Below are 18,705 nucleotides of genomic sequence, written 5' to 3'. Positions count from 1 at the left end.
ATAGCCTAAAGTTTTATTATTTTTGGGCACATAAAATTAACAACATGAATTTTCCCGCTGAATTAAAATACACTAAAGACCACGAGTGGATAAAAGTTGAAGGCAATGAAGCTACTATCGGCATTACCGAATTTGCGCAAAGCGAACTGGGCGATATTGTTTATGTAGATATTGCATCCTTAGGGAAAGAAGTTGCCAAAGACGAAGTTTTCGGCACTGTTGAAGCTGTAAAAACGGTATCAGACCTGTTTATGCCGGTAACCGGAACTGTAACTGAAATTAACCCTGCGCTTAATAATCAGCCCGACCTGGTAAACGCTGATCCATATGGCGAAGGCTGGATGGTAAAGATCAGTATTGCAGATGTATCAGAAATAGATAGCCTTTTATCTGCCGATGATTACAAAGCGGTTGTAGGCGTTTAAATGAAATCGATATTAAAATATCATGGGCTCACTATTTTGTGGGCCTTATTTGTTTTTATCATGTGCTCTGCAGATTTAGGCGATGTGGGTGATTCGTCTGCATTTTTCCCGGGATTTGATAAACTTACCCACACGGGTTTCTTTTTTACATTAGTGGTACTGGTTTGCAATGGCATTATAAGGCAACAAAAACCAGCCCGGTTCTCGTATAAACAAGCTATATTAATTACCCTTGTAGCTATTATTTTTGGCGGGCTGATTGAGATATTGCAGCTTACCGTTTTTATTTGGCGCAGCGCCGATTGGAGCGATCTGTTTGCAGATAGCCTGGGAGCCTGCATGGGAGTATTTGGTGTAATGGTAACAAATAGTGCAGTTGGTTATGTTAAAAAGTAAATTGATATTATTAGGAGCAATTGTGTTGATCAGCTTTTCATCCTGCGGGATATTTAAAAAAGGCTGTGGCTGCCCGCATTTTGGGAAGATAAATCTTCCTGATGTGCAGATGTGCAAATATGCGGGTGTGCAGATGATTGGGTAGGATTAATATGGAAATTTGCAGTCCGAGCGTTCACATCCATACCCATGAACACTCATGAACACCATGGAATGCCTGATAATCAATATTTTAAGTTTTTGAACATACTGACAAAACACTGTCACCACTCAACCATCGCCCTTAAAAACTGATGTGCAAATATGCAGATGCGCAAATGATGGGATAGATATGGAGCAATAGTAGTTCTTATCTGTACATCTGAAATCTGCACATCCACACATCTACCCTGTCATTCTTAAATCACTTTTCAGTCATACATTTAAAATTTGCAAGCTTGCACATCAATTTTACAGCTTCTTATTTGGATTTAATTTAAATAAGGTTACATTTGCTCAGGTTAAAAATATACGATGACACTTTCACAACTTGAAATAGGCGAAACCGGAATTGTTAAAGAATTTACTGATCTTGAAATGTCGGTAAAATTGATGGAAATGGGCTGCTTGCCAGGCGAAGAAATAAGAATTTCACGTATTGCCCCCCTTGGCGATCCAATTGCCATACATGTTTCGGGCTACCAGCTAAGTCTGCGTAAATTTGAAGCCTCCACTATAATTTTGCAGTAGTTTTGTAGCAATTGAAAGCTGATATAAGAGTTGCACTTGTAGGAAATCCAAACACCGGTAAATCAACTCTCTTTAACATTTTAACCGGTCTTAATCAAAAAATAGGAAACTTTCCGGGAGTTACTGTTGATAAAAAAACAGGTTATTGCCAGTTGCCCGACGGTCGTACAGCCGAAATCATTGACCTTCCCGGAACCTATAGTATTTATCCTAAAAGCCAGGACGAATCCATTGTATTTTCTGTACTGGCCGATAAAGCCAAAGGTATGGTGCCTGATCTGGTTGTGGTAATACTGGATGCATCAAACTTAAAGCGTAACCTACTGCTTTATACGCAGATAGCCGATTTAAAAATACCCATTGTGGTAGCTTTAAACATGATCGACGTATCTGAAAAGGCTGGTATCACCATTGATGTTGATCTGTTTGCACAAAAACTGGGGGTACCTGTTGTGCCTATTTCGGCCCGAAAGATCAAGGGGATTGATCAGTTGAAAACCACCATTGCTTATGCTAATAAAATAGCCCTGCAGCAAGACACCATTGATATTGAGGCCATCGCCCCGCAAATAATAGCGCAGATAAAAGACGATCTGAAAATAGATAATCCTTATTTTGCCCTGCAATTGGCCCACCAGCACGAAACAGTGAGCTATCTGTCTACCGAAGAAAGCGACCGCATTGAGCACCTGGAGCAGGAATTTTCATTCCACTCGCAAAAGGCACAGGCCTCAGAAACCATTGCCCGCTACAGCTTTATAAATGACCTGCTGTACGATACCGTTAAAAAACCTGATACGGCGCATGACGAAACTGTAAGCAATAAAATTGATAAGATACTTACCCATAAGGTATTTGGCTTTGTGATTTTCTTTGCCATACTGATGTTCATATTCCAGGCCATATTTTCGTGGTCGGCCTACCCTATGTCGCTTATCGAAAATCTGTTTATCTGGGTACAAAGCAACCTCACCAAATCATTACCCGCCGGTCCGCTGGTTAGCTTACTGGTTGATGGCGTAATTGCCGGCTTAAGCGGCGTTATGGTGTTTATACCACAGATAGCCATTCTGTTTGCCCTGATATCCATATTGGAAGATACCGGCTACATGTCGCGGGTTACTTTTATGATGGATAAAGTGATGCGCAAGGTTGGCCTCAATGGCAAATCGGTAGTGCCACTTATTGGTGGCTTTGCCTGTGCTGTGCCATCTATCATGAGCACCCGCAACATCGAGAACTGGAAAGACCGCATGATCACTATTATGGTTACCCCATTGGTAGCCTGTTCGGCGCGTTTACCGGTTTATACTTTGCTTATTGCATTGGTTGTACCCAACCGTAATGTATGGTGGTTATTTAATTTGCAGGGGCTGGCACTTACGGCCATGTACCTGCTTAGCATCGTATCGGCGGTTACGGTAGCATTTGTTATGAAGTTTATTTTAAAGGCACGGGAACGCGGTTATTTTATTATGGAACTGCCCGTTTACCGCATGCCCCGCTGGAAGAATGTTGCCTTTACCATGTATGACCGCTCCAAAACATTTGTACTGCAAGCCGGTAAAGTAATTATAGCTGTATCCATCATATTATGGGTACTAAAATCATACGGCCCGGGCGACAGCTTTGCACGCATCGACCAAAAATACAGCCAGCAGCAATACACCAAAAGTATGACGCCTGATAGCCTGAATAAGGTTATCGCATCCGAAAAACTGGAGAGTTCTTATGCCGGTGTGTTTGGCCATGTAATTGAACCGGTAATTAAACCGCTTGGCTTCGACTGGAAGATAGGCATTGCCCTGATCAGTTCATTTGCCGCACGCGAGGTTTTTGTAGGCACCATGGCCACCATTTACAGCGTGGAAGGCGATGCCGATAAACTGGAATCGGTACAGCAAAAAATGCACAGCGCTACCAATCCCGATACCGGGAAACCTGTATTTACGCTGGCGGTAGCGTTTTCGCTCATGATGTTCTACGCTTTTGCCATGCAATGCGCCAGTACAGTAGCCGTAGTGTATCGCGAAACCAAGGATTGGCGCTGGCCCGCGGCACAGTTTGCCTATATGACGGTGTTGGCATATACCGCCAGTTTTATAGTTTATAACCTGCTTAAATAATTCAGTCCATAGTCGATGGTCAATAGACCATAGTATCTGAAAACTTTACAAACCATCGACTATGGTCTATGGACTATCAATCGCCAATTATTATATTTGCATTGAGGTAAAAATTGGATAAAGTAAAAGTTTTAGAAAGATATCTTCCACCAGACGCGGCGCCCCTGATTGGCCGCTGGATTGATTACTTTAAATGCGAATTTAAAATTTCGCGCAACCGCGGCAGTAAATTTGGCGACTATCGTTCGCCACATGCCGGTAAAGGTCACCGGATCTCGGTAAATTATGACCTTAACCCCTACGCTTTTCTGGTAACTACTGTACATGAGTTTGCACACCTGCATACCTGGAACGAGCATAAGCACAAGGCTAAACCGCACGGCACTGAGTGGAAAAACAATTTCAAAAAAATGATGCAGCCTTTTTTTGAAAAGGATATTTTCCCCCACGATGTTAAACATGCCATCACCAGCTATTTGAATAACCCTGCCGCTTCTAGCTGCTCCGACCTTAACCTGTACCGCTCCCTTCGCAAATATGATGCACACAAAGAATCGGTTATTACGGTTGAGAAAGCCCCATTCCAGGCGTTATTTAAACTGAAGGATGGCCGCGTATTCCGTAAGGAAGAGCAATTACGCAAGCGTTTTAAATGCGTGGAGGTAAAAACTAAACGGGTTTATTTGTTTAGCCCGGTAGCCGAAGTGGAGTTGGTGGAGGAGTAGTTTTGATTTCGGACTTCGGATGTTCGATTTCGGAATTAGCTTTAGTAGGTAGTAAAACTGGCGATTATTTAATCCAATATAATCAACGTTCAGACAAATAAATCCGAAATCGAACATCCGAAGTCCGAAATCAATTAAATCCGTACTTTTGCGGCATGGCAAAAGTTAAATCATTTGTGAATAATCCTTACCAGGAAAACACCTATCTTTTATATGATGAAACCGGCGAATGCGTAATTATTGACCCGGGAATGTACACTGCTACCGAACAAAATGTAGTGGTTAATTTTATTAAGGATAATAACTTAAAACCTGTATTGCTGCTTAATACCCATTGCCATATTGATCATGTGCTTGGCAACAAATTTGTTTTTGATAAATACGGCTTAAAGCCAAAATTCCACATGGGCGAGTCGGAAGTACTGGCTGCTATTGTAGCTTATGCCCCACAAATGGGTATCCGGTACGAAGTATCACCACTGCCCGATGAATATTTGCCCGAAACCGGCAGCATACAATTTGGCAACACCACGCTCAACCTGATATTTGCACCCGGCCACTCCCCTGCCCACTTATGTTTTTATGATAAAGCAGCCAATATTTTAATAGGGGGCGATGTGTTGTTCAGGCTCAGTATTGGCCGTACCGATCTGCCTGGCGGAAATTTTAGCCAGCTAATTGATAATATTACAACTAAGCTTTTCACCCTGCCCGATAATTGCACGGTTTATCCAGGTCACGGCCCCGAAACTACTATCGGTTATGAAAAACAAAACAACCCTTTTTTAACTTAACAGTCAAAAAGTCCCTGGCAACTCATAACTTACAACCACAACTCAAAAACTAATTGAACACCTCGGTATATATAGCTAAAAGATACTTGTTCTCGGGCAAGAAAATGCATGCCATCAATATCATTTCGGGCATATCCATGCTGGGGGTTTTAATTGGCAGCGCGGCTTTGATCATCATTTTATCGGTATTTAATGGGTTTGAAAAGGTGATCCTTTCCTTATACAGTAATTTTACACCCGAAATAAAGATAGAAACCCGCCTGGGCAAAACCTTTGATCCCAATACCCCTTACTTTAATGCCTTGCATAAGGATGCCCGTATTTTTTCATATACCGAGGTATTGGAGGAAAAAGTACTGGTCAGATACGGCGATAAGCCGTTTTTGGGAACCATAAAAGGAGTAAGCGACGATTTTTTAAAAAACAAGCGACTGGATAGCACCGTACAAATTGGTTCATTCACCCTAAAAAGCGGCGGACGGGATTTCGCGGTCATCGGTACTACTATTCAGGCTAACCTGGGTATCAACGTGCATGATAACCTGTCGCCTATGGAAATATTTTCGCCGAGGCGCGGAGTGGTAAATTCGGCAAATCCGTTGAATGAATTTGTGGTACGTTCCATCAATGCATCGGGTGTGTTTGCCATACAACAGGAATTTGATGATTTTTTGGTTACCCCAATTGAGTTTGCCCGCGATCTGCTCGATCAGCCAAAAGAGATATCATCAATTGAACTAACATATAAAAGTGGTACTAACTTAACATCGGTCCAAAACAAAATAAAAGACGAAATTGGCGACAAGTTCACAGTAAAAAATCGTAAGGAACAAAACACGGAGCTATATAAAACGCTTAACTATGAGCGTTGGTCTATATTCATGATACTTACCTTTGTACTGATCATAGCAATATTTAATATTATTGGTTCGTTAACCATGCTGGTGATAGATAAACGTCAGGATATTGCTATTTTAAGTAGCCTGGGCGCTAATAAGCAAACTATACAGGGCATTTTCTTTTTTGAGGGAATGATGATATCATTAATTGGGTGTGTTGCCGGTATTGTGTTAGGGCTTGCGTTTTGCCTGGTGCAGCAGCACTTTGGCTTAATAAAAATGGGGGCGCAAATGTCGGTAATTGATGCTTACCCGGTTGACCTTGACATAGCCGACTTTGGGTTGGTATTTTTAACCGTAGGCGCAATATCCGTAATAGCATCAGGGATAAGTGCACGATTAAGCATTAAAGGGCTGGATGAAATCAAACAGGATTTGTAAATTTGTTGTATGAGGATAAGGTATATTAAATATTTCGCGTTCTTATTTATAGTTATTGCTGCATGCTCATGTAACAGAAGTCCGTCAAAAACCGATCAGCCCACGGTTTATAAGGGATTGTATAGCTTTGGCCCCGAAATAAAATCATTTAAAGATTGCGATAGCGGCCGCGAGTTTTGGGTAACTGACAGCTCGGCCCAGCTGGAATTACAGTATTCTCAATTAAACTTTGAAAAACCTTACGAGCCGGTGTATGTTGAGGTGGAGGGTATCAAATCAAAATCAGGCAAGGAGGGTATGGGGTCCGAATATGATAGCACCCTTGTTGTAAAGAAAGTAATAAAAATAACCAAAGAGATACCACAGGATATCTGTAATTAGTTATTTATTATTAATAGCTTTAATTTATAAAAATAACGCCTGCTTATTCAGCCGTTCAAACCAAATAATTAAAACTCATCTGCCACTGTGGCGTTAACTAATAACTATGGAATCAAAACGTCAGCAAAAATTTGCCGGAGTAATACAGCAGGACCTGGCCGCAATATTTCAGCGCGAAGGCATGAACTATTTGCCAAATACACTGGTAACCATAACTAAAGTACGTGTAACTCCCGATTTGGCCATTGCCCGTATATTTTTAAGCTTTTTTGGCAATACTAACCTGCAACTGGCCCTGCAAACCATCAAATCGCACGCTTCAGAAATCAGGTATAAACTGGGTGCCCGCATCAAGGACCAGGTGAGGATAATTCCCCAATTGGAGTTTTTTGTTGATGATACCAGCGAGTATGTGGAACGTATGGATAAAATATTTGAAAAAATAAACAAAGAGGAACGGCAACCCGATACCGAATAAAAACTATCCGGATGGACCACCATATTTTGTTAAAAAACTTTATCGACAACAACCCCGAAGCCATTGGCAAGGTGGTTGACTTTGATGCCGGCGCCAACCGGCTTTTTTCGTTTGATTTTACCGCCGCCAATACCGAGCTAACCACAGCCATTATTGCTGATACGCAAAAGTTTAGCGATTGGGTAAGCCAAAAACTGAAAACCAGTAATTGCCGCTATGGCATTGGCGGTTATATGGAACACCGCACCATATACGCTGTAAGCGCGCATTTTGATACGGAAGACGAACCCCGTCGCCTGCACCTGGGGGTTGATATTTGGGGTGATGCAGGCACCCCTATTTATACCCCGTTTGATGGTAAAGTTCACAGCTTTCAGGATAACAATAATTTAGGCGATTACGGCCCTGCCATTATATTACAGCATAACCTTGATGGTTTAACCCTGTATAGCCTTTACGGCCACCTGAGCCGCAAAAGCCTGGAGGGCCTAACTGTTGGTATGCTGGTAAGCAAAAATCAGCAGATAGCCACGTTGGGCACCAATCAGGAAAATGGTCAATGGCCACCACACCTGCATTTCCAGCTTATGTTTGATATGGAAGGCAAGTATGGCGACTACCCCGGCGTATGCCGGTACTCAGAAAAAGAGGAGTACCAGAAAAATGTTCCTGATCCGGGATTGGTGCTGAGGTTTTCGTGGCACAAATTTGGATCCCGGGCTAAAAATGTGTCTATCCTAACCATTATTAAGGCTTAGCCCGATGTTAGTCGGAAATATCCTTTTACAAAACCATCCCTTTTGTTAAACCTTATATCCGTTTTATTGTCGATATTTATAGTATGATAAAGCGCTTGTTTATCGGTATGTTCATAATGCTGGCTGCGGCAGTTACAGTCTGCGCCCAGCAACCGGCTTTTAAGGGTGGGCAACAGGCGCTGGTAGATTTTTTAAAAACTAAAATAGTGTATCCCGAATATTCCAGGCTAAATTGTATCTCAGGCACCATTGATGTAGCCTTTAAGCTTGATCAAAATGGTCGTGTTGTTGATGCCAAAGTACAGCGCGGTTTAGGTATCGACCTTGACGATGAAGCCCTGAGGGTAATAAAACTCACCTCGGGCAAGTGGACCGTACCCTCAGATTATAACCTGGCAACCAGCCTGGTGCAACCCATCCGGTTCGACCCTGAAACAAACCGTTGCGGCTCAACCAATGCCGCTAATATGCAGGCTGCTATTGACGATTACAGAAACCGGCAGGAGCTTGAAAACGCCGTTACCAATTATTACATCAACAAATATAAAGGCAAGGCCGATCTGTCAAAAGAATCCTACATCATCGCCCTGAAAAAACAATTAGGCTTTGATGATGAACTGATAAGCGACCTGCTGAAACAAGCCAATGAAAAATTAAAACAAGGCGATAAGGACAGCGCCTGTACCGATTGGAATTTTATCCACAACATAGGCAGCGATAAGGCCAATAGCTTTATTTCGAAATATTGTGCCGCTCCCTAATCCCTGGAGGGTTTAAGACATGACTTATATTTTTTGAGCGTATAAAACTGTTGTCTTAATTTTTTACATTCACAGCGTTTATGCAAAACGAGCAGCAGTTACGCAAAAAGATAAAAACCTGGATCATTATATTTATTATCGGGCTGGTATTAAGCGGGGTAACCGCATTCCCTATTGAAACTGAGCTGGCTTTTTTTGCTGCACATGTGCACAATTTCCCAGTCTTTATGCAGGCCTGGGTTATAAAGGTTTATCAGGCGGTAAAAGCCACTAACCAAAACTATCCTTATTTAAGTTACGGTACCGACTGGCTGGCCTTTGGTCACCTGGTAATTGCCACGGCATTTATAGGCCCACTTAAAGACCCTGTTAAAAATATCTGGATAATTGAGTTTGGGATGATAGCCTGTGTTATGGTATTCCCGCTGGCCTTTATCGCCGGACCAATAAGGGGCATTCCGCTTTATTGGCGGTTTATTGATTGCTGCTTTGGTATTTTTGGCATTATCCCACTTTATATTTGCTACCGCGACATCAGGAAACTGGAACGAATTACAACCTGATCACTGAAAAAATACAGCGGTTTTATTTAAAAAAGCAGGTAGGTTACATGCTTTAAGGTTTGCCTTAGTTTTTCAAGGGCAATGCTCACCTGGCGCTCAACAGTTTTGGGCGATATGTTTAGTTGGCTGGCAATTTCCTTATATTTCATATCGCTGAAGCGGCTTAGTACAAAAATTTCGCGGCATTTTTCGGGAAGGGTGTTTATCGCGGCATTTATTTGCTGAGCTAATTCCTTTTCTTCATAACCATTTTCAACGGCGCTACGTACCTCATCAAAAAGATTATTCCTTTCTAAATAAGCCACGTATAAATTCTCAATTTTTTGGTGTTTTAAATAATTTAAGCTTCGGTTTTGCACCATTTTAAATAAATAGGAGCTAACCGAGCTCGAAAAAGTAACCTCATGGCCCTTTTCCCATAAAAGTTCAAACACATCTGCAACGATTTCCTCTGCAATTGACAGATCGTTTACAAAACGGTTAGAAAAAAGCGTAAGTCTGGCATAATAAAGCTTAAATAAAGCCTCAAAGGCCCTTTCATCGCCCTGCGTAAGTTTAGTAATAAGAATATCCTTGCTTTTGGTAATCATTTATTCATACTTTATCAAAATGGAGTACTTTTTAAAAAACTTTAACAAGTTAGGGAAAAATTTTTAAATGCTTCAAATTTAATATTGAAATAATGATAAAGTAATTATAAAACATTCTGCATAGTGTACACTACACACAATTAGTTCGGGCTTTTTGGGCACATATCCGAATATGTTAAAAAAAATATTTTCATTGTGTTTGAGGGTAAACCTGTTTTTAATTGTCTTGCTATTATAACAAGCATGGACAACGAAGAAATAAAACTGTTATTAGTAAAGTACATTACCAGGGAGGCTGATGAGAGTGAGATTGATCAGGTTAGGGATTGGGTAAATGCTCACCCCGAAAACGAGCAGTACTTTGCCCAGCTATATGAAACATGGCAAAATATGCTGTATCTACAGCCCAATGTTGTTAACGAGGAAAAAGCATTTGATAAATTTTCAGCACTATTGGTACCGCAGGAAACAAAATACCGATGGCTGATTAAATGGAGTAAGGTTGCGGCCATTATTACGCTGTTTGGTGTACTATCGGTTGTGTTAATAAAACATTACTCACAAAATGTTCAAAGTATCAGGGAAGTATCGGCCAATAATGGGGGTATCAAAAAGATCATCTTAACCGATGGTACCCTGGTTTGGTTAAATGCAGGCAGTAAACTAAACTATAGTACTGATTTTGGCAGAAAGAACAGAACTGTTTACCTGGAAGGCGAAGCATTTTTTGAAATAGCACCTGGTAAAAAAACCATCCCGTTTATTGTAAATACAAAAAATTACACCATACGGGATATCGGCACCAAATTTAACCTGAAGGCTTATCCTAACGACCCATTTTTTGAAACAACTGTTTTAAAAGGCGAGGTTGCGGTGGAAGGTAATATTGATAATAATGCACGTGAAATGAGCAGGATATATGTTAAGCCCCGTCAGGTATTGCGTATATACTATCGTCCGCAGAAAGAAAAATACACATATAAGTCTGATGATATACAGGAACTTAAAACCCTGAATGAGATACAGGTGCTACAGGTTGACTCGGCCAAGATGAATAAGTACGATGGCTGGAAAGAAGACCTGCTGGTATTTGACGGCAATACGCTTGATGAAATATCAAAAGTATTGGAGCGCCGATACAATGTAAAAATAGTTATGGACGACCCTGTTTTGCAAAATATAAGGTACTCTGGCAGCTTTAAAAATGTAGCAACTATTGATAAGGTATTAAATCTGATAAAAGGGAATACGGCTATCCAATATTCCATAGCAGGTAATACCGTAACCATTACCAAAAACAACAACTAAACAACAATAACTAAATTAAATAACCTTTAAAAAAAACGTATGGCAAAAAAATAACTCTCTCTTCAATAAAAAAACCCAGGTGCGCTAACACCCGGGTCATTAAATCAATAGCTAATACCCTACGCTTGGGGAAGCATCGTATTAACTGATTAACAAACACAAATTTATGATAAATTTTGACAGAAAATCTGTAATGGCCATACGCGTATGGCAAAAAACGATTAAAATTATGAAGCTTGTTACTGTTTTGCTCTTTACGGGTATAATGCATATACACGCTGCCGTCTATTCGCAAAACGTTTACAATTTTAACGTAAATAATATCTCGGTTAAACAAATGTTTAAACAGATAGAAAAAAACAGTAAGTACACTGTTTTTTATCGCCTTGACCAGGTAAACGTTGATAAGAAGATTAACGTAGAGCTGGCAGACGCCTCTATTGAAACGGTGATGAAAAATGTACTTCAAAATCAACCCTTAACCTTCCAGGTGGTTGACGATATCATCATCATTAAACCCACCGACGGCAAAAGTATTGCAACGGTTACTGTAACAGGTGTGGTTAAGGATGTAGCAGGCGCCCCGCTGCCGGGAGTAAGCGTAAAACTTGCAGGAAGCTCATTGGGTACGGTAACCAATATTGATGGTAAATACAGCCTTACCCTTCCTGATGGCACTGGAACGCTTGAATTTACCTTCCTGGGTTTTACATCACAACGTATACCTGTTAACGGGCAAACAAGCATCAATGTAACGCTCACCGAAGAGTCAAAATCATTGAATGAGGTTGTTGTGGTAGGTTATGCTACTCAAAAGAAAAAGGACCTTACCGGCGCTGTGGCAGTTGTAAATGTTAAGGACCTTAATAAGCAGGCTTCATCATCAGTAAACAGCCAGCTACAGGGCCAGGCATCTGGTGTTACAGTTACAGGATCGGGCCAGCCGGGCGAAGAGCCGCAAGTACACATCAGGGGATTTAACACCTTTGGTGATAATACGCCATTATACGTGGTTGATGGTATGGAAACTTATGATGTAAGCACCCTGAACCCAAATGACGTAGAAACATTCCAGGTATTAAAGGATGCCAGTTCGGCATCAATATATGGAGCCAGGGCAGCAAATGGAGTTATCATCATTACCACCAAAAGAGGCAAGGGCAAAGTAAACATACAATACGATGCTTATTATGGCTCACAAGTACCTAAAGGTGGCAATGTTTGGAATACCATTACTCCGCAACAAATGGCCGATCTGCAAATGACCGCGCAAAAAAATTCGGGCAATGATGATTTTAAAGATCCTCTATATAACCCTACCGGTGTCGGATCAACCTATACAGTTCCGGATTATATAACTCCTGCAGGTGCTAAAGAAGGTTCAGCTGCCGTTAATCCTTCAAAATATTATGTTAATCCCAATTTTACATCACCAGCGGATTATGCAAATTTTTACAGGATAACCAGGGCCAACAAAGCCGGCACGGATTGGTATCACGAGATATTTAAAAGCGCGCCAATGAACAGCCATAACCTAACGTTAAGCGGCAGTACCGATCAGGCAAACTACCTGTTTTCACTTAACTACTTTAATCAGCAAGGTACGTTGATTGATACTTACCTTAAAAGATATACCCTGCGTTCAAATACAAACTTTAATATAACCAAACATATCAGGGTGGGCGAAAACCTTGCTTATTCCATTACCAAACTACCGCAGGTAAATAACGCTCAAAGCCACGGACAGGTAACTACCAATGATCCTGATGGAGTTATTGCACATGCCTTAAGGGAGCAGCCTATTATACCGGTTTACGATATTATGGGTAACTATGGCGGCAGTTACGGTACCGGTCTGGGTGATGCCAACAACCCGGTAGCTATACAAAACCGCACAAAAAATAACGGATCAACCAGTTACCGTATATTGGGTAATGTGTTTGCCGAAGCTGATATTATTAAAGGCCTTACATTGCGTACCAGTTTTGGTGGTGATATTGTTAACAGCAACGATCACGCCTTTACCTACCCAACTTATGAAAACGTTGAAAATTCCACGATAAACAGTTATAGTGAAAATTCAGCCGCCGATTACAGTTATAACTGGACAAATACGCTTACTTATCAAAAAATATTTGGAAAGCATAGCCTTAACGTGGTTGTAGGTACTGAGGCTGTTGAAGATCATTCAAGCAGCCTTGGCGGCAGCATACAAGGTTTTTATACTTTTGACCCCAATTACGTTAACCTTTCAACCGGTACAAATAACAAAAACACCAGCAGCAGCAAGACCAGTAATTCCCTGTTCTCGGAGTTTGCCCGCCTTGATTATATTTTTAATGATAAATACCTGTTCAATGCAACTATCCGCCGCGACGGTTCATCAAAGTTCCCGGTAAGTCAACGGTATGGTTATTTTCCCGCATTTAGTGCCGGCTGGCGCATTTCGCAGGAAAGTTTCCTGAAAGATGTAAAATGGATCAGTGATTTAAAGTTGCGTGGTGGCTGGGGTATTATGGGTAACCAGATCAATATGGGATCAAAGGATGCTCACATTACCTATAGCAATAGCATAGGGCAGTCATATTACCCAATAGATGGCACTGCAAACTTAACACCGGGCTTTTATCAGGATCAAATAGCAAACCCTAATGCTTTGTGGGAAAAAGACATCAACTCTAACTTTGGTTTTGATGCTACCCTGCTCGATGGTAAAATAGCTGTAACTGCTGATTATTACCGTAAGGATATCAAAGATCTTTTGTATGCTGCTACACAATTGGGTACCGCCGGTAACGGAGCTGTGCCTGCACAAAACGTAGGTAAAATGAAAACCGATGGTCTTGATATATCAGTAACAGGTAATATTAAAGCCAGTAGCGACCTGAGTTTTAATGCAACAGGTACCATAACTACTTATAACAACAAAATATTAAAAGTATCTGACGATGCAAACTATTTTGCAGGTACCGCAACAAGCCGTTTTGATAGCCCTATTACCCGTAACCAGGTAGGCCACTCATTAGGCGAGTTTTACGGATACCAGATTGCCGGTTTCTGGAACACCCAGGGCGAAATTGATGCTGCTAATGCAGGCGCTCAAAAAATAAGCAATGATGCAAACGCTGTTTACCAATCAGATGTTAAGGTAGGTCGTTTCAGGTATAAAGATGTAAACGGCGATGGAATAATAACCGAAGCCGACCGTACATTTTTAGGCAATCCTAATCCTAAAGTTACTGCCGGCTTAAACCTGGGTGTAAATTATAAAAACTTTGATTTTAGTGTATTCCTATATGGCTCATTTGGCAATAAATTATGGAACAGCGTAAAATATTGGAGAGATTTTTATGCCTCCTTTGGAACAGCTAAAAGCTATACTGCCCTTAACGATTCGTGGACACCTACACATCAGGATGCCAAAGCTCCTATTCAGGAACTGGATGCATCTACAAGCAGCGGGGCAACACCTAACTCATACTTTGTTGAAAACGGAACCTACGTTCGTATGCGTAACGCTCAAATCGGTTATACTTTTAACATCAAAAGTTTAAAAAAAGCAGGTATCCAAAAATTAAGGATTTATGTATCAGCAACAAACCTGTTTACCTTAACTGGTTACAGTGGTGTTGATCCTGAACTAAATGGCACCACTACTGATTTTGGTATTGACGAAGGTGGTTATGCAAGTCCGCGCACATTTTTATTCGGAGTTAATTTTTCATTATAACAACAGTATTAAAAGTATTACAATGAAAGCAAAAAAATATATTACCATAATGCTACTCAGCGCTTTGTCGCTTGGTGCGTGTAAAAAATCATATCTTGATAAGCCTATTACCGGAGCACTTGAACCACAGTTTCTGGAAACCGAAGATGGCGCGAACCAATTACTTATTGGCGCTTATGCCGCTTTAGATGGGCAGCAAGGCGGCGATGCGGCTATTGGTGGTGGCGGTGCGTGGGAAGCCTCACCTGACAACTGGGTATACGGCGGTGTTACAGGTGGCGATGCATCAAAAGGAAGTATTGCCGGTGATCAACAACCTATTGAACCCATTTTGAAATATAATGCTGATGCCAGCAATGGTTTTTTTAACAGCAAATGGAGAGCTGATTATGAAGGTGTGGCACGTACAAATAACACCTTAAAAATAACAGCCAAAGTAACCAAGATAACAGATGCGGCAAGAACCAACATAGTAGCCCAGGCCAAATTTTTAAGAGCTCATTATTATTTTGACCTTAAAAAGATGTTCAACAATGTGCCCTATCTTGATGAAACTACTACCAATGTTAATCAGCCAAATAATACCGACATATGGCCAAAAATTGAAGCAGATTTTAAATACGCCTATGATAACTTGCCGGTTACCCAATCAGAGGTAGGCCGTGCCAATAAGTGGGCAGCGGGTGCTTATTTAGGCAAAACCTATTTATTTGAGCATAAATATGCCGAAGCAAAAGTAGTTTTTGACGCGGTAATAGCTCAGGGAGTAACATCCTTAGGCCAAAAGTATGCGCTGAATGCTCGTTTTAATGATAATTTCAGAGCAGCTACAAACAACAGTGCCGAATCGGTATTTGCGGTACAAGCCGCGGCTAACACTGATCCTAACGGCCCATCAAATGCAAATAATGGCGACATGCTGAATTTTCCATACGGTAATAGCAGTCCGTTTAGCTGCTGTGGTTTTTATCAGCCTTCTATTGACCTGGCAAACCATTTCCGTACCAATTCGGCTACAGGTCTTCCATATCTTGATGACTACAACAGCCATGCGCTAAAAACAGATATGGGCGTAGCCGCTGATGAAGATTTCACACCCGAAACCGGAACAGTAGATCCACGGTTAGACTGGACAGTTGGTCGCCGGGGTATACCATATCTTGACTGGGGCTTACACCCAGGTACAGATTGGATAAGGGATCAGCAATATGGCGGCCCATATTCGCCTATTAAAAATGTTTATGGTCAGGCCGAGCAGGAAACCAATGGTGATAATACCTCCTGGGCACCTGGTTCGGGCATCAATTACAGCCTTATCCGTTATGCTGATGTATTACTGATGGCTGCCGAAGTTGAAGCACAGCTTGGTAATTTAGATAAAGCTGAAAGCTATGTAAACATGGTACGTAACCGGGCCGCCAATACAACAGGATGGGTACATACCTATAAAAATAATGATAAACCAACTACAGGCTTTACCACAGCTCCTGCTGCAAATTATAAAGTAAGCCCTTATCCGGGTGGGGCTTTTGCGAGTAAAGACTTTGCTCTTAAAGCTATTTATTTTGAGCGCAAAATTGAATTAGCCATGGAGGGCCATCGCTTTTTTGACCTCGTTAGATGGGGTATTGCTGTTACTGAGCTTAATGCTTACATAGCCTATCAAAGCACGCTAACCAATGATGTTAAGGGCGGAAAATTCATTAAAGGCAAAAGCGAGTATTATCCTATACCACTGGCGCAAATTGATTTAAGTGCAAGCGGCGGCACGCCACAACTCAAACAAAACCCAGGCTATCATTAATAAAAATTCAAACAGAACTAAGCGGGACTTTCTTTTGCCCCGCTTAGTTTTAAATTTGCAGCTTATCACGCTCCTGTTTTAAGCTTATCAAACCCAAAACGTTAATATATATGAACAAATCATCAGCGCGATTTTTATCGCTGGATGTATTTCGCGGTATGACCATATGCTTTATGATCATTGTAAATACACCTGGCAGCGGGGCGGCTGCGTTTTCGCCCCTTGAACATGCTGCCTGGCATGGCTTTACACCAACCGACCTGGTATTTCCGTCATTTTTATTTGCAGTAGGCAATGCCATGAGTTTCTCCATGAAACGCTATCAGGAAATGGGTAATGTTGCCGTTTTAGGCAAAATATTTAGACGTACACTGCTTATTTTTTTAATTGGCTACTTAATGTACTGGTTCCCGTTCTTTAATTTTGATGGCGGGCATATTTCTTTATCACCTATATCTAACACCCGCATTATGGGGGTTTTACAGCGCATAGCTTTATGCTATTGTTTTGCCTCGCTCATGATCCATTTCCTGTCAAAACAATCGGTCGTTATTTTATCGGTACTGTTTTTATTAAGCTATTGGGTTTTATTGCTGGTTTTTGGCGACCCTAATGATCCGTTGAGCATGACCGGCAACGCGGGTATTTTCCTTGATAAATATATACTCGGCGACAGCCACATGTATCACGGCGAAAAAATAGCATTTGAACCCGAAGGGATCCTGAGCACCCTGCCCGCTATTGTCAATGTGGTTGTTGGTTATTATGCGGGTAAATTTGTACAGCAAAAGGGTAAAGGCTATGATGTTATTTCAAAAATGCTGCTTACCGGCTGTCTGTTTATATTCCTGGCCCTGTGCTGGAACATGGTATTCCCGATCAATAAAAAATTATGGACAAGCTCATTTGTACTGGTTACCACCGGGCTTGATCTCGTGATCCTGTCGTTCCTGGTTTACGCGCTCGAGATCAACAACTGGAACAAATGGAACTGGACAAGATTTTTCACCATATTGGGAAAAAACCCATTACCCATTTATGTGCTGTCAGAAATATTGATCATACTTTTTTGGGCGGTTAATGTAAAACCTGGTGTAACCCTTCTCGACTGGATAAACACCTCTATTTACCAGGTAATAGCGCCGGGGGCCATTGGGTCGCTCCTGTTTGCTATAAGCTATATGCTTATTTGCTGGAGTGTAGGCTGGGTGCTCGATAAAAAGAAAATTTATATCAGAGTCTAACTAAACCCCGAATGCAATAAAAAAAGCGCAGTCGTTAAATGGCTGCGCTTTTTTTATGTATAGTTCAATTATATCAATCCAATTTTTCTTTTAKCCTGTACCCCTCGGCCATATCAGGTATCTGCTCAAATGACATTCCCGGATATTGCTTTTCTATACGGCCTATATTGGTACAAGCAGATTCAAAATATCCATCATCAATTACTTCCTTAATTGCTGCTCTTATAGTTTTATGATTAAGATTCTTAACAATGACCATATCTGTAGCCCAGAAACTAACTGAATTAGCCTTCGTCATTAACTTTTGAATGTTTACCAATGTAAATAAGGTAGCAACAAAAACTGTCCCATTCTTGAATATTACATTCACATCAATGTTATCATCAAACTCACTTGTTTCGTTATATCCGGCAGGAAAGGTAATTTTAAAATCCATCGTCCATCTTTTAAAGTAAAGATAAAACTAACAAACACCGCTTGCTATAATGCCAATGATAATATTTCACAAGTTTCATAGCGTATAAAAATTGCTCTTTCAAAATACAATTTCACATAAAAATGTGAAATTGATTACAATAATTATAAAAAATTAAAAAAAGTTTGCGTTTTTATC

The 18,705-nt window shown here is 41.0% G+C and carries 18 protein-coding genes; 16 read left to right on the top strand and 2 right to left on the bottom strand.

Annotated elements, in window-relative coordinates; translation table 11 throughout:
• Window positions 1–44: 44 nt before the first annotated feature.
• From gcvH to AC1DRQ_RS17370, 12 genes are all read left to right on the top strand, one after another.
• Window positions 45–425 carry a glycine cleavage system protein GcvH gene (gene gcvH, locus AC1DRQ_RS17425; protein WP_429399602.1) on the top strand — a complete coding sequence of 127 codons (381 nt, stop codon included), beginning with the start codon at window positions 45–47 and terminating at the stop codon, window positions 423–425.
• Window positions 426–821: a VanZ family protein gene (locus AC1DRQ_RS17420; protein ID WP_477425888.1), complete on the top strand. Its 396-nt coding sequence runs from the start codon at window positions 426–428 to the stop codon at window positions 819–821.
• A gap of 513 nt (window positions 822–1,334) precedes the next feature.
• Window positions 1,335–1,550: a FeoA family protein gene (locus tag AC1DRQ_RS17415; RefSeq protein ID WP_429399600.1), complete on the top strand. Its 216-nt coding sequence runs from the start codon at window positions 1,335–1,337 to the stop codon at window positions 1,548–1,550.
• Window positions 1,551–1,561: 11 nt separating this feature from the next.
• A complete protein-coding gene (gene feoB, locus AC1DRQ_RS17410; RefSeq protein ID WP_477425887.1) occupies window positions 1,562–3,676 on the top strand; it encodes a ferrous iron transport protein B in 2,115 nt (704 codons plus the stop codon).
• Between the two features lie 113 nt (window positions 3,677–3,789).
• A complete protein-coding gene (locus AC1DRQ_RS17405) occupies window positions 3,790–4,401 on the top strand; it encodes a sprT domain-containing protein (protein WP_429399598.1) in 612 nt (203 codons plus the stop codon).
• A 155-nt stretch (window positions 4,402–4,556) separates the two neighbouring features.
• Window positions 4,557–5,195 (top strand): MBL fold metallo-hydrolase, encoded by a 639-nt coding sequence (locus tag AC1DRQ_RS17400; protein ID WP_477425886.1) that lies wholly within the window; start codon window positions 4,557–4,559, stop codon window positions 5,193–5,195.
• Between the two features lie 53 nt (window positions 5,196–5,248).
• Complete coding sequence (locus tag AC1DRQ_RS17395) at window positions 5,249–6,475, top strand: FtsX-like permease family protein (RefSeq protein ID WP_477425885.1); 1,227 nt, start codon at window positions 5,249–5,251, stop codon at window positions 6,473–6,475.
• A gap of 9 nt (window positions 6,476–6,484) precedes the next feature.
• Window positions 6,485–6,856, top strand: a complete 372-nt coding sequence (locus AC1DRQ_RS17390; RefSeq protein ID WP_429399595.1) for a hypothetical protein — start codon at window positions 6,485–6,487, stop codon at window positions 6,854–6,856.
• 106 nt (window positions 6,857–6,962) lie between these two features.
• Window positions 6,963–7,334 (top strand): 30S ribosome-binding factor RbfA, encoded by a 372-nt coding sequence (gene rbfA, locus AC1DRQ_RS17385; protein ID WP_429399594.1) that lies wholly within the window; start codon window positions 6,963–6,965, stop codon window positions 7,332–7,334.
• 11 nt (window positions 7,335–7,345) lie between these two features.
• Window positions 7,346–8,092 (top strand): peptidoglycan DD-metalloendopeptidase family protein, encoded by a 747-nt coding sequence (locus AC1DRQ_RS17380; RefSeq protein ID WP_477425884.1) that lies wholly within the window; start codon window positions 7,346–7,348, stop codon window positions 8,090–8,092.
• Between the two features lie 83 nt (window positions 8,093–8,175).
• On the top strand, window positions 8,176–8,853 hold the full coding sequence (locus AC1DRQ_RS17375) for a TonB family protein (protein ID WP_429399592.1): 678 nt from the start codon (window positions 8,176–8,178) through the stop codon (window positions 8,851–8,853).
• A gap of 80 nt (window positions 8,854–8,933) precedes the next feature.
• Window positions 8,934–9,416, top strand: a complete 483-nt coding sequence (locus AC1DRQ_RS17370; protein ID WP_429399591.1) for a hypothetical protein — start codon at window positions 8,934–8,936, stop codon at window positions 9,414–9,416.
• A gap of 26 nt (window positions 9,417–9,442) precedes the next feature.
• Here the strand turns inward: AC1DRQ_RS17370 and AC1DRQ_RS17365 are convergent, their stop codons facing one another.
• A complete protein-coding gene (locus AC1DRQ_RS17365; RefSeq protein ID WP_477425883.1) occupies window positions 9,443–10,006 on the bottom strand; it encodes an RNA polymerase sigma-70 factor in 564 nt (187 codons plus the stop codon).
• 243 nt (window positions 10,007–10,249) lie between these two features.
• Here AC1DRQ_RS17365 and AC1DRQ_RS17360 point away from each other — a divergent pair, with 243 nt between their 5' ends.
• The 4 genes from AC1DRQ_RS17360 (at window position 10,250) to AC1DRQ_RS17345 (ending at window position 18,092) form a co-directional block, all read left to right on the top strand.
• Window positions 10,250–11,314 (top strand): FecR family protein, encoded by a 1,065-nt coding sequence (locus AC1DRQ_RS17360; protein WP_477425882.1) that lies wholly within the window; start codon window positions 10,250–10,252, stop codon window positions 11,312–11,314.
• Window positions 11,315–11,480: 166 nt separating this feature from the next.
• Window positions 11,481–15,044, top strand: coding sequence for a TonB-dependent receptor (locus AC1DRQ_RS17355; RefSeq protein WP_429399588.1), 3,564 nt, complete (start codon window positions 11,481–11,483; stop codon window positions 15,042–15,044).
• A gap of 22 nt (window positions 15,045–15,066) precedes the next feature.
• Window positions 15,067–16,848: a RagB/SusD family nutrient uptake outer membrane protein gene (locus AC1DRQ_RS17350; protein ID WP_477425881.1), complete on the top strand. Its 1,782-nt coding sequence runs from the start codon at window positions 15,067–15,069 to the stop codon at window positions 16,846–16,848.
• Window positions 16,849–16,958: 110 nt separating this feature from the next.
• The gene (locus tag AC1DRQ_RS17345; protein ID WP_477425880.1) at window positions 16,959–18,092 is read left to right on the top strand and encodes an acyltransferase family protein; all 1,134 of its coding nucleotides are present in this window, start codon (window positions 16,959–16,961) and stop codon (window positions 18,090–18,092) included.
• A 73-nt stretch (window positions 18,093–18,165) separates the two neighbouring features.
• Here the strand turns inward: AC1DRQ_RS17345 and AC1DRQ_RS17340 are convergent, their stop codons facing one another.
• Window positions 18,166–18,528, bottom strand: coding sequence for a hypothetical protein (locus AC1DRQ_RS17340; RefSeq protein ID WP_477425879.1), 363 nt, complete (start codon window positions 18,526–18,528; stop codon window positions 18,166–18,168).
• Between the last annotated feature and the right edge of the window lie 177 nt (window positions 18,529–18,705).

It is taken from the genome of Mucilaginibacter sp. P4_E8 (genome assembly GCF_056401495.1).
This window is presented reverse-complemented; position numbering and strand designations above follow the sequence as displayed.

Bases quoted from the DNA above. Each gene is read 5' to 3' on its own strand.
- gcvH (WP_429399602.1), top strand. From the start codon at position 45: ATGAATTTTCCCGCTGAATTAAAATACACTAAAGACCACGAGTGGATA.
- AC1DRQ_RS17420 (WP_477425888.1), top strand. From the start codon at position 426: ATGAAATCGATATTAAAATATCATGGGCTCACTATTTTGTGGGCCTTA.
- AC1DRQ_RS17415 (WP_429399600.1), top strand. From the start codon at position 1,335: ATGACACTTTCACAACTTGAAATAGGCGAAACCGGAATTGTTAAAGAA.
- AC1DRQ_RS17400 (WP_477425886.1), top strand. From the start codon at position 4,557: ATGGCAAAAGTTAAATCATTTGTGAATAATCCTTACCAGGAAAACACC.
- AC1DRQ_RS17390 (WP_429399595.1), top strand. From the start codon at position 6,485: ATGAGGATAAGGTATATTAAATATTTCGCGTTCTTATTTATAGTTATT.
- rbfA (WP_429399594.1), top strand. From the start codon at position 6,963: ATGGAATCAAAACGTCAGCAAAAATTTGCCGGAGTAATACAGCAGGAC.
- AC1DRQ_RS17380 (WP_477425884.1), top strand. From the start codon at position 7,346: ATGGACCACCATATTTTGTTAAAAAACTTTATCGACAACAACCCCGAA.
- AC1DRQ_RS17375 (WP_429399592.1), top strand. From the start codon at position 8,176: ATGATAAAGCGCTTGTTTATCGGTATGTTCATAATGCTGGCTGCGGCA.
- AC1DRQ_RS17370 (WP_429399591.1), top strand. From the start codon at position 8,934: ATGCAAAACGAGCAGCAGTTACGCAAAAAGATAAAAACCTGGATCATT.
- AC1DRQ_RS17365 (WP_477425883.1), bottom strand. From the start codon at position 10,006: ATGATTACCAAAAGCAAGGATATTCTTATTACTAAACTTACGCAGGGC.
- AC1DRQ_RS17360 (WP_477425882.1), top strand. From the start codon at position 10,250: ATGGACAACGAAGAAATAAAACTGTTATTAGTAAAGTACATTACCAGG.
- AC1DRQ_RS17355 (WP_429399588.1), top strand. From the start codon at position 11,481: ATGATAAATTTTGACAGAAAATCTGTAATGGCCATACGCGTATGGCAA.
- AC1DRQ_RS17350 (WP_477425881.1), top strand. From the start codon at position 15,067: ATGAAAGCAAAAAAATATATTACCATAATGCTACTCAGCGCTTTGTCG.
- AC1DRQ_RS17345 (WP_477425880.1), top strand. From the start codon at position 16,959: ATGAACAAATCATCAGCGCGATTTTTATCGCTGGATGTATTTCGCGGT.